This window comes from Streptomyces adelaidensis (assembly GCF_016598475.1).
In the GTDB taxonomy this organism is placed as follows: domain Bacteria; phylum Actinomycetota; class Actinomycetes; order Streptomycetales; family Streptomycetaceae; genus Streptomyces; species Streptomyces adelaidensis.
In genome coordinates this window covers 25367-36356 of the sequence record NZ_JAEMUX010000082.1, presented here as the reverse complement: position 1 = coordinate 36356, position 10990 = coordinate 25367, and the positions used below count along the sequence as shown (strand labels likewise).

At 69.9% G+C, this 10990-nt stretch carries 11 protein-coding genes and 1 pseudogene; 7 read left to right on the top strand and 5 right to left on the bottom strand.

Annotated features, from left to right (window positions below; all coding sequences use genetic code 11):
- Positions 1-283 precede the first annotated feature (283 nt).
- The 3 genes from I8N67_RS33180 (at position 284) to I8N67_RS33170 (ending at position 2277) form a co-directional block, all read left to right on the top strand.
- A complete protein-coding gene (locus tag I8N67_RS33180; protein ID WP_200307965.1) occupies positions 284-691 on the top strand; it encodes an AMP-binding protein in 408 nt (135 codons plus the stop codon).
- Positions 692-783: 92 nt separating this feature from the next.
- Positions 784-1539 (top strand): SDR family oxidoreductase, encoded by a 756-nt coding sequence (locus tag I8N67_RS33175; protein ID WP_200307964.1) that lies wholly within the window; start codon positions 784-786, stop codon positions 1537-1539.
- A gap of 42 nt (positions 1540-1581) precedes the next feature.
- A complete protein-coding gene (locus I8N67_RS33170) occupies positions 1582-2277 on the top strand; it encodes a TetR/AcrR family transcriptional regulator (RefSeq protein ID WP_234046688.1) in 696 nt (231 codons plus the stop codon).
- Positions 2278-2513: 236 nt separating this feature from the next.
- Here the strand turns inward: I8N67_RS33170 and I8N67_RS33165 are convergent, their stop codons facing one another.
- Genes I8N67_RS33165 through I8N67_RS33150 form a run of 4 tightly spaced genes read right to left on the bottom strand, consistent with a single transcriptional unit; the run spans position 2514 to position 5983 of the window.
- Entirely contained in the window at positions 2514-3347 is an 834-nt protein-coding gene (locus I8N67_RS33165; RefSeq protein ID WP_234046687.1) for an ABC transporter ATP-binding protein, read from the bottom strand.
- A gap of 13 nt (positions 3348-3360) precedes the next feature.
- Positions 3361-4152: an ABC transporter permease gene (locus I8N67_RS33160; protein ID WP_200307962.1), complete on the bottom strand. Its 792-nt coding sequence runs from the start codon at positions 4150-4152 to the stop codon at positions 3361-3363.
- The gene (locus tag I8N67_RS33155; protein WP_200307961.1) at positions 4149-5000 is read right to left on the bottom strand and encodes an ABC transporter permease; all 852 of its coding nucleotides are present in this window, start codon (positions 4998-5000) and stop codon (positions 4149-4151) included. Before I8N67_RS33155 ends, I8N67_RS33160 begins: the two co-directional genes overlap by 4 nt.
- Entirely contained in the window at positions 4997-5983 is a 987-nt protein-coding gene (locus I8N67_RS33150; protein WP_200307960.1) for an ABC transporter substrate-binding protein, read from the bottom strand. Before I8N67_RS33150 ends, I8N67_RS33155 begins: the two co-directional genes overlap by 4 nt.
- A gap of 687 nt (positions 5984-6670) precedes the next feature.
- Between I8N67_RS33150 and I8N67_RS33145 the strand changes: the two genes are divergently transcribed.
- From I8N67_RS33145 to I8N67_RS33130, 4 genes are all read left to right on the top strand, one after another.
- Positions 6671-7507, top strand: a complete 837-nt coding sequence (locus I8N67_RS33145) for a PaaX family transcriptional regulator (protein WP_307835447.1) — start codon at positions 6671-6673, stop codon at positions 7505-7507.
- A gap of 227 nt (positions 7508-7734) precedes the next feature.
- On the top strand, positions 7735-8094 hold the full coding sequence (locus I8N67_RS33140; RefSeq protein ID WP_200307959.1) for a hypothetical protein: 360 nt from the start codon (positions 7735-7737) through the stop codon (positions 8092-8094).
- A 12-nt stretch (positions 8095-8106) separates the two neighbouring features.
- Entirely contained in the window at positions 8107-8634 is a 528-nt protein-coding gene (locus I8N67_RS33135; protein ID WP_372443860.1) for a PaaX family transcriptional regulator C-terminal domain-containing protein, read from the top strand.
- A 95-nt stretch (positions 8635-8729) separates the two neighbouring features.
- Positions 8730-10442: a tannase/feruloyl esterase family alpha/beta hydrolase gene (locus tag I8N67_RS33130; RefSeq protein ID WP_200307957.1), complete on the top strand. Its 1713-nt coding sequence runs from the start codon at positions 8730-8732 to the stop codon at positions 10440-10442.
- Between the two features lie 351 nt (positions 10443-10793).
- Here I8N67_RS33130 and I8N67_RS43255 read toward each other — a convergent pair.
- A pseudogene (locus I8N67_RS43255) lies at positions 10794-10901 on the bottom strand (PPOX class F420-dependent enzyme); the annotation flags it as partial.
- Positions 10902-10990: the final 89 nt, after the last annotated feature.

Here is a 10990-nt window from a genome sequence, read left to right as displayed (position 1 = left end):
AAGCGGTATCGCAGGATGCCCACATCTCACGCTGCCCCTATGACGGGGGCTGTGAGGATGTGGGCCGGATCAGGTGAAAGACCTCTCGGGCGACGTGGCGTTCGAGGCAACGGAACGATTTCGCGCCGGGGCCTGCCTTCCTTGATGCGGCGCTCGTAGTAGCCCTGGGGCAGTCAGAACCGTGAGGACGCCACACAATCGGCAGGCCCCTATCGGGACACACCCCGCCAGCCCGGTGCCGACAACGCACCATCTCCGGCCGGCAGCCGACACCGTGTGATTTGTGGCCGGGCTGCTGTGCGACCAACACCCCGCCGACCGCCCGGCGTTCACTGTTGTCGATGCCGCCGCCGGTGGGGCTGCCACACTGTCGTACGGCGAGCTGGCCGCGGACTCGCACCGCTGTGCACGGGCGCTTCAGGGGCTTGGGGTCGGTCCGGGGGACAGGGTGGCGACCCTGATGGGCATCGCTTTCGGCGGCAGATGTGCGCCAGGCGAGACCCGCGAACAAACTTGGCGCCCCGCCGCGTGCTTCTCATGGCCGATGCGATCGGCGATCTCGCTCTCCAGGGCAAATCCACCACGCGCCTGGCCAACTGCTGCAACACCCGCCCCCGCCGGTCAGCTCCAGGCCCACCCCCCGAGCCCGGTCGAGCAGCATCGCGATCAACTGCTCGTCCACCAATGGTAAGTGGATTGACTTGCCTCCAGCGTGGCGCGTAGGTTACGTTCCAGGAGGTGAGTCCACCGACTTACCTCATCTCTCGGCAAGGAACAGGCAACATGAATCGTCTTGCGGGCAAGCGCGCCCTCATCACCGGCGGCACGAGCGGGATCGGTCTGGAGACCGCGCAGCGCTTTGTCGCGGAGGGGGCCCAGGTGGTGGTCACAGGGGTGACCCCGGCCAGCATCGAAAAGGCGCGGCAGACGCTCGGGGACAAGGTGCCGGTGATACAGGCCGATGCGCGCGATCTCGATGCGCAGCGCGGCCTGGCGGAGCGGGTGCGCGAGCATTTCGGGGAGCTGGACGTGGCGTTCCTGAACGCCGGTGTCTCGGACTGGCGGCCGTTCGAGGAGCACACGGAGGACAGCTACGACCGTCTCTTCGACATCAACGTCAAGAGCGTCTTCTTTCTCACACAGGCCCTCGTGCCCGTGCTGGCCAACCCGTCCTCGGTCATCCTCAACGCGTCCAACAGTGCGCACGGCGGCTACGGTCACTCGAACGCCTACGCCGCGACCAAGGCGGCTGTCGGTTCCCTGATGCGGTCATGGAACACGGACCTGCTCACGTCGCACGGCATCCGGTTCAACGCGATCAGCCCAGGCCCGGTCGACACCCCGCTGTACCGCAAGCTGGGAATCGAGGATCCCGCGCAGCAGACGGCGGTCCTGGAGGCGATCAGCTCCGGCATCCCGCTGGGGCGCATGGGCAAGCCCGAGGAGATCGCGGAAGCCGTCGTATACCTGGCCTCCGATGCCTCCGCCTTCACTGTGGGCCAGGACCTTATCCTGGACGGCGGCCAGACCATCTTCTGACATGTGAGGATGCGGCTGAGAGACGGGAAAAGGGGCGTGGGTATGGCGGCGACGGACCGTGACCGAGCGGAAACCGGTGGCGGTACGTGCCAGGCCGGGTATCACGCGCAGATCAAAGCGGAGAACCGCGCGCGCATTATTCGCGCCGCCCGCGACCTCTTCCTCGCCCGGGGATACGACAAGACCTCCCTGGCCCAGATCGCCAGGGAGGCCCGCGTCTCCACCGGCACCCTGTTCAAGCGGTACCCCTCCAAGGCTGCACTGTTCGCAGCCGTCACCTCCGAGCAGTGGCAGCTGGATGTGCAGTACGTCGAACCGCCCCCGCCCGGCGATCCCCAGCACGGCCTGACCCACATCGGCCGCGACTACGCCTGCCTGGTCTCACGGCCCGGCACGGCGGCCCTGTGCCGCCTCGTCATCACCGAACTTCCGCAGATGCCGGAACTCGCCGACATCGTCGGCACCGGCTTCGCCATCGACCGCGGACCCTTCTTCGACCGGCTCCGCGACTACCTGGAGGCCGAAGCCCAGGCCGGCACACTCGTCTTCCCTGCGACCGACGGACAGACACAGCCGGCATCCGCAGTGGCCGAACAGTTCCTCGGCATGATCTGCGGCCAACTCCTGTGGCCCCAACTCGTACGAACCGACTTCATCCCGCCCGCCGACCCCGTCGACAGCACGGTCGTGGACGAAGCCGTCGCCCTCATGCTCACCCGCTATCGCACCGGATCCTGAACCCCGGCCTACGAGTTCACGCTGCCAGGACCCCGATACGTCGCTCCACCCGGACAGGTACAGGTACAGGTGACTCGACCGACAACGAATACGGGCGAGCGCGACCGGTCCTCCCGGTAAGCAACGCCGGCCGACGGCTGAGCCGGGACCGGGGTCTCCCGGTACTGCCGGCGTGCGACCCCGGCGTTGTGCCCGGTGGCGCGACCACTGACAAGTGATCGACGAAATCCGACTTCTCAGGACTCGCTCTTCTGCAGGGCCGGGCCGCGGTCCTGGGCGGGGAGCGCGGGCGAGGTTGCGCCGCTGTGGTGTTTGGCGCGCTGGATCTGCTCGTAGACGTGCGCGCGCAGTTCGGCGAAGCGCGTGCTGGAGCGGGTGTGCAACTGGTCGCGCTCGTCGGGGAGGTCGATGGTCAGATCCTCCTGCACCACGGTCGGCGACTTGGAGAGGATGATGGTGCGCTGGCCGAGATAGACGGCTTCGTCGATGTCATGGGTGACGAACAGTACGGTGACGCCCAGTTCGTGCCACAGCCGCCGGATGAGATCCTCCAGGTCGGCGCGCGTCTGGGCGTCGACCGCCGCGAAGGGTTCGTCCATGAGGAGCACCTTCGGCTCGAAGGCGACGGCGCGGGCGATGGCGACGCGCTGCTGCATTCCGCCGGAGAGCTGCCAGGGGTAGGCCTGGTGGGCGTCGGCCAGTCCTACCACCTCCAGGGCGTGGTCCACCAGCTCCCTCTCGCGTGCCTTGCCGAGCTTCTTGCGGCGCAGCGGGAGGGTGACGTTGTCGCGTACGTTCATCCACGCGAACAGGGAGCGGCCGTACTCCTGGAACACCACCGCCATACCGGGCGGGGGGCCGGTGACCGGGTGGCCGTCGAGGCGGACTTCGCCGCCGGTGGGGGCGAGCAGTCCGGCCATGCATTTCAGCAGGGTGGTCTTGCCGCAGCCGGACGGGCCGACCAGGCACACGAGTTCGCCGGCCCCGATGTGGAAGCTGAGGCTGCGCAGCGCCTCGACGTTGCGGTGCCGGCCGGTGTAGGTCTTCTGCAGGTTGCGTACGTCGAGCATCGACGTCTCCTTCTCAGGGATTGCGCTGGGCGCGGCGCAGGCCGTGGTACCAGGCCAGGACCCGGTTCTCCGCGAACCGGAAGAGCAGCGAGAGGACGAAGCCGAGCAGGCCGAGCAGCAGGACGCCGCTCCACATCTCGGGGATGGCGAAGGAGCGCTGGAACTGCACGATGGTGAAGCCCAGTCCGTTGTCGGCGGCGAACATCTCGCTGATGACCATGAGGATGATCCCGATCGAGAGGGCCTGGCGCATGCCCGTGACGATCTGGGGGCTGGCCGAGCGCAGCACCAGATGCCACAGCCGGGACGAGCCGGTGATGCCGTACGACCGGCAGGTGTCGTCCAGTACCTCGTCGACGGCGCGGACCCCCTCGACGGTGTTCAGCAGGATCGGCCATACGCAGCCGCTGACGATCACGATGACCTTCATGGTGTCGCCGATTCCCGCGAAGAGCATGATCACCGGCACCAGCACGGGTGGCGGGATGGCCCGGAAGAGCTCCAGGACCGGCTCCAGCACGTCGCGTACGACGCGGCTCATGCCGACCAGCAGGCCGAGTCCGACGCCGATGACCACGGCGAGGAGATAGCCCGCGGTAAGCCGGAGCAGGCTGGGCAGGACGTCGGACGCCAGCCGGTCGCCCGTCCAGGTGTCCCCGAAGGCGGTCAGGATGGTGCGCAGCGGGGGGACGTAGAAGTCCGTGCTGTCGGCGGTGGCGACCCACCAGATGGTGAACAGGACCGCGGGCAGGCCCAGCACCAGCAGGATCCGGCGGGTCACGGTGAGGACGGTCATGGGGCTCATCCCTCCCTGCGTGCGGACGGGTGCCAGTGCAGCGCCCGCCGTTCGACGGCCCTCGCCAGCAGGTTGACGGCGACTCCGAGCAGGCCGGTGACCAGGACCAGGGCGTAGACCCTCGGCACGGCACCCGAGGTCTGGGCGACGGCGATCTCCCTGCCCAGACCGGGGGCGCCGATGACGAGTTCGGCGGTGATGGCGAGGACCAGCGCCACGGTGGAGGCCAGCCGCACTCCCGTCATGACGTACGGCAGCGCGGTGGGCCACATGACGTACCGCATCCGTCCCCATCCGCCCAGCAGATAGCTGCGGGCGGTGTCCTCCGCGACCGGGTCGACGTCGTGGATGCCGGCCAGCACCTGGACGAGGACCTGCCAGAAGGAGGCGTACACCACGAGCAGCAGTACGGACCTCAGATCGGTGCCGTAGAGCAGTACCGCCACGGGGATCAGAGCCACGGACGGGATGGGCCTCAGGAACTCGATCGTGGAGGCGGTCGCCGCCCGCAGGACGGGAACCGAGCCGATCGCCACACCAGCGACGACCCCGCCCACGACGGCGATGGCCAGGCCCAGGCCCCAGCCGGTCAGGGTGTCGCCGAGGGCGGTCCAGAACGCGCCCTCGGCGAGCAGGTGCCACAGGGTTCGGCCCGTCTCGGAGGCGGGCGGGAGGTAGTCGGCGGAGACCAGGCCGGTGTGTGGCAGTACCTCCAGGACGGCCACCAGGGCGGCCAGGCCCGCCAGGCCGCGCAGTGCGGCGCCGCCGCCTGGGCCGAGCCGGGCCAGGGCACCGCCGGGACCGGTACCGGTCCCGGCGGGCCGCGTCTTCACGGATGCGGGCGCGGGCGGTGTCATGAGAACAACGCGTCCAGGTCCGGCTTCCTGTCGCCGAAGATCCCGTCCTGCTCACCGAGGGAGGCCAGCTTCTCCAGGGACGGCATGTCGACCTGCGTCGGCCACTTGGGCAGGGTCAGATCCTTCAGCACGTCACCGTCGATCTTGGTGTACGAGGTGAGGGTCTGGCGTGCCTCTTCGGGATGCGCGGAGGCGTACTCCAACGACTCGGTCATCGCCTCGGTGAACCGCTTCACCAGGTCGGGGTCGTCCTGGGCCAGCTTGGTGGTGGTGAAGTACGTGGCGAGCGTGAGACTGGGGTCGGTCTCGGCGAACGGCGACGCCACGATGCGGGCGCCCTGGGACTTGGCGATGGTCAGGGCCGGTTCGCCCATCCAGGCCGCGTCCACCTGACCGGCGTCCAGGGCGGCCGGCATCTGGTCGAACGCCAGCTCGACGAACTTGACCTTCGAGGGGTCGCCGCCGTCCTGGCGCACCGACTCGCGCACCGTGGTCTCGCCGATGTTCTTGAGGGTGTTCACCGCCACGGTCTTCCCGGCGAGGTCCTTGACCGACTTGATCGGGCTGTCCTTCTTGACCCCCACACCACTGACGTCGGCCGAGGTGTCACCCGTGCTGGCCACACCGTTGACCACCGACTTGATCGGCACGCCCTGGGTCTGGGCGAGCATCAACGACGTGGTGTTGCTGAAGCCGAACTGGAACTGTCCGCTCACCACGCCGGGGATGATGGCGGCACCACCCTGGGCGCTCTCCATCTTCAGTTCGATGCCGCGGCTGCTGAAGAAGCCCTTCTTCTGGCCCAGGTAGAGCGGCGCCACGTCGACGATCGGGATGATGCCGACCTTGACCTGGCTCGTTCCGCTACCGCCGGAGGCCTCCGAGGAGGACGAGCCGTCGCTTCCGGCGGACGAGGATCCGCATCCGGCCACACCGGCGACCGTTACCACTGCTATCACAAGCCCGAGAATGCGCCTTCGCATAGGGCCCCTCCTGACGGGAACGGGGATGATACGTACGGGAGTTGAACCTGGACATGCCCAAGTCCGGTGGTCTGAGCAGGCTGTGGGGGGCATGGGGAAGTTGCCGGGCAAGTCGTCAAGGGCGGTGGCGTCAAGGTCGGGCGGAATGCCCGGGCCGCCCTGTCGGTATCGGTCGGTGGACTCGAACTCCCGTGTCTCCAGGGTGAGTTCGTGTGTGACGCGGGAGGGTCGAGGGTGATCGCCCGCGGGTCGCCGTTCGGGGTGGCTCGCCGATCGCGGCGACAGGTGCCGTGGATCGATGTTGTGCATCTATTTGACGGCAGGAATCTACACGCCTAACTTCGCGGTGTCATGCCCCAGGACGGAGGAACTCCGATGGCTCTACGACGCCGTCCTCGATCCCGGCTCCACGCGGCACAGGTCACCGAGCGTGTCCCTTGGGCCGTCGAGCCGTCCGGAAGGCCGGGACCGGCTCGCGCACCGGCGGCCGAATCGCCGACGCATATCGGCGGAGGGGCCGGCGGCGCATGCCGGCGGACGGGTCGCCGACGCATGCCGGCGAACGGGGCGCGGAGGCGGACCGGTGCCCACTCCGCACCGCCCGCCACCGCCTACCTAGGAAGAACCGAGCCGCCGTATCCTGCCGATGTGAAGCGAGAGGTGGCCGACGTGGACAGCAGGCACCCGGTGCCCTTCCCGGAACCCCCGGGAGGCTCCCCGTCGCGCCCTCAGTCGTTGATGCTCGCCTTCTTCGGCGAACACGTGCTCGACGAGCGTCCGCTGTGCGTGTACTCGGGCAGCATCATCGACGTCCTGGGGCGCGCCGGAGTCGGGGAGCAGGCCGTTCGCTCCACCCTCACCCGCATGGTCAACCGCGGACTGCTGCAACGTCAGCGACAGGGTCGCAAGATGTACTTCGGCCTGACCCCGCACGCGACGCAGATCCTCCACGACGGAGGGGAACGCATCTGGAAGACCAGTGCCGTCAACGACGACTGGGACGGCACCTGGACCCTGCTCGGCTTCTCCCTGCCCGAGTCCTGGCAGCGCCAGCGCCACGACCTGCGCTCGCGGCTCATCTGGTCCGGCTTCGGGCCCCTGTACAGCGGCCTGTGGATCGCTCCCGCTGATGTCGACATCACCGACATCGTGGCCGAGCTCGGTCTCGCCGCCCACGTCAAGATCTTCCACGCCCGTGCCGACGACGCCACCGACATCGACCTGATGATCCGCGACGCCTGGGACCTGGACGGCGTCGCCGCCCGCTACCTCACCTTCGAGAAGAACTGGAGCGCCTGCCCCGGCGGCGACTGCGGCGATCCGATCGCGACACGTCTGCGCCTGGTCGCCGAGTGGCTGGGGACCATTCGCACGGACCCGCGGCTGCCCGCCCGGCACCTGCCGTCGGACTGGCCCGCCCACGCTGCCGAGGAGACCTTCCGGCGCATCGCGGCCGACACCCGAACGACTGCCTCCCGGCTGGCCGCCGAACTCCTGGAGACGGTTCCGCTACGGCCGTCCTGAACGCCGTGGCCTTCCTGGACAGGTCGGAACAGGGGACAGCGGGCGAACCGTGGTGGCGGTCGGCACGCAGGCCCGAGGCGGAGGCCCGACGCGAGCGAAACCCCTGGCGCGAAGGAGCGTTACGGCGCACACGCCGATCTCCGGCCGACCGTCAGCACCCTGGGCATGATGAGATGGACGGAATGCGGACCTGTGCCGACGGTCGGTGTTCCTGGGGGTGTGACGCCATGAGGCTGGTGCCCGGGCCGTCGGACGGCACGGACAGGGGCGTACGGCCCGAGAGCGGCAGCCGGTTGCCGGACGCGCCACGGGGGCCGAGTGCCCATGCCTACCTGCTGTTCGTGCTCGGCGAATACGCCCTGGACGAGGGCTCCGGAGCCTGGACGCAGACCATCGTGGACGCCCTCGGACTGGTCGGATTCGAGGAGAAGGCCGCCCGGAAGGCCCTCGCCCGCAGCGCCGCCGACGGGATGCTGGTCTCGGAGCGCGTCGGCCGTCGGGCGCGGTGGCAGCTCACCGCGAGCGGCCGGGAGGACCTGCTCGCCGCTCAGGAACGGCTGTTCGCGCCGGGCCCGGAGGGCGACTGAGCCGACGAGTGGCTGCTCCTGCTCGCGAACGTTCCGGAGAGCGACCGGCGGCTGCGGCATCGCCTGCGTACGTCCCTGGCCTGGGCCGGATTCGGCTCGTTCGGGCCGGGGCTGTGGATCAGCCCGCACCCGTCACACGCGGACGAGGCCCGCCAGGTGTTGTGTTCCCTCGGCGACCAGGTGCAGGGGACCCTGCTGCACGCCCGCCTCGACGACTCCGCCGAACGCCACCGGCTGGTCTCCCGGTCCTGGGACATTTCCGAACTGGACTCCGGGTACCGGGCGTTCATCGAGCGCTTCACGCAGAGCCGGCCGCGCTCGCCGGGTGCCGCCCTCACCGAGTTGTTGCACCTCACCTACCAGTGGCGCCGGCTCCTGCTGGCCGACCCGGGACTGCCGCCGATGCTGCTGCCGGCGGACTGGAGCGGCGAGCGGGCCCGCGGCCTCCTCCTCAACCGTCGCGCCAACTGGCGTGAGCTGGGCGATACTTGGTGGGAGTGGCGGGAGGCCGCGCCGGGCGCCGCACCCGGACCGGATTAAGTGCGACACAGCCTTGACCACACATCCACGCCAGTGTCCAATGCCCCTCGCCGCACTGTGGCCTTCCCCCGTGCCGCGGCGAGAGGCGGTACCACGTGATCCCCTCCAGACAGCTGCCAAGAAGGCGGCGCCCGACCCTGGTCGCGGCCCTGGCGATCCTGCTGACATTGATCGGCCTGAGTCCCGGCGCGGGCGGCACGGCCGCCGCCGCGGAAGCACGACGGGCGAACGACGGTCCCATCCTGCCGGTGACGGCGTGCGCCGATCTCGCCGCGTCCGGCACGATCGGAAGCGGCCTGCAGGGCCTCCGGGAGGCGCCGACCCGCATCACCTCCGCCACGGTGGTCGAGGCCACCGCGACCGTACCGGCGTACTGCTTCGTCCAGGGCTATGTCGCCCCGCAGGTCAACTTCCAGCTCAAGCTGCCGCTGACCACCTGGCAGGGCCGCTACCTGCAGCCGGGCTGCGGCGGCTTCTGCGGGTTCATCTCCGCCACCCGCTTCCCGGCCGCCCCGGACCCGGCCTGCAAGACGGACGCCGGCGGGGACTACGCCCTCGCCGCGACCGACGACGGCCACACCGCGCCGGCCCCCTTCGGCCCCGAGGAGTGGGGGCAGGACCAGCAGCTGCGGACCGACTTCGGTACCCGGGCGGTCCACGTGGTCTCCGTCGCCGCCAAGGCGATCATGAAGGCGTACTACGGCGTGCCCCCGCGGAACTCGTACTTCATGGGCTGCTCCGACGGTGGCCGCGAGGGGCTGATGGAGGCCCAGCGCTACCCGGAGGACTTCGACGGGATCATCGCCGGCGCCCCGGCCTCGTACATGCCCTTCCTCTCCGCGGGGCACACGGCCTGGGTGGCCCGCGTCAACACCGGTGCGGACGGCAAACCCATCGTCACCGCGGACAAGCTCACGGGTCTGCACTCCGCAGTCCTCGCCGCCTGCGACGGTGACGACGGACTGGTCGACGGTCAGATCGACGACCCGCGCACCTGCGACTTCGATCCCGCGTCGATCCAGTGCCCCGCGGGCGTCGACCGGACCGACTGCCTCACCCCGGCCCAGGTCACCGCGGCCCGGAAGCTGTACTCGCCGCCGACGGACGAGAACGGCCGGCTGCTCTACCCCGGCCGCGAGGAGCCGGGCTCCGAGATCGCCTGGGCCGGCCCCCCGCTCCCGTGGGTCACCGCGCCCGCCGGTACGCCCACGTTCGCCGCGGCCACCGCGGACAACTACCTGCGTTACCTCGCGTTCCCAGTCGGCCGGCCCGGCATTCCGCTGTCCGACTGGCAGTTCACGTCGGAGGACTTCGCCAAGCTCCTGCCGGAGCAGCGGACCACCGCCGCGCTCGATCCCGACCTGAGCGAGTTCCGGAACGCGGGCGGCAAGCTGATCCTCTACCACGGGTGGGCCGACACCCTGATCCCGCCGACCGGCACCACCAACTACTACCAGGCCGTCCAGGACGCCATGGGTGGACCGGCCGCCACCAACCGCTTCGCCCGGCTGTTCATGTTCCCCGGCCTCTACCACTGCACGGGCGGCGGGCCCGGCCCGAACAGCTCCGACCTGGTCCACCAACTCGTCCAGTGGACCGAAAACGGCACGGCACCGCAGAAGATCGTCGCCACCCAGACCGACGCCGGCGGCAAGGCCGTCCGCACCCGCCCCGTCTACCCCTATCCCCTCGTCGCCAGGTACAAGGGCACCGGCAGCATCGACGACGCCGCCAACTTCGCCCCGGCACCGCCCGCCACCCGTCCCGACGACCACATCGACTGGCTGGGTAGCGACCTGCTGAAGTGACCGCCCGGCGCGGGCGCCTCCGTCGGCCGACTGCGGATCATCGCTGTCGGCGGGCGGGGGCGCCTTCCGGCGCTTCAAGGACGTCCTCGCCGAGCGCACCTGCAGACGCAGTGATCGTTTCCGGATTCCGTGGGCACCGGGTGCTCCTTGCGTCCCGCCCTGTTCACCGTGGCGCTGTGCGTCCCGCCGGTGATCGCCGCCCTCCCGGCCCGCGAGACGCGCCGGATCCCGACGGAGCGGCTCGGCGAGCGCGCGGCGCGGTAGCCGGACAGGGTGAGTGCCTGATCCCGCCGCGGCACCTGCGGCCCGTACGCCCGTCAAGCACCGATCGTCCGTCCCGGGCCCTCCGCCTCATCCCTGAGGGGCCTGCTTGGGAATCCCGTACGCCCGCTCCACCTTCAGCCGCAGCACCAGCCGGCGGTCGCGGACCATCGCGGCCCGGTAGTCGTCCCAGTCCGGATCGGTTCGACTCCGCCGAGCCCGACGGCTTCCTCGTCGTCCAGGTTCACCTGGTAGGAGCCGCCGAAGCCGCCGGCCCCTCGGGGCAG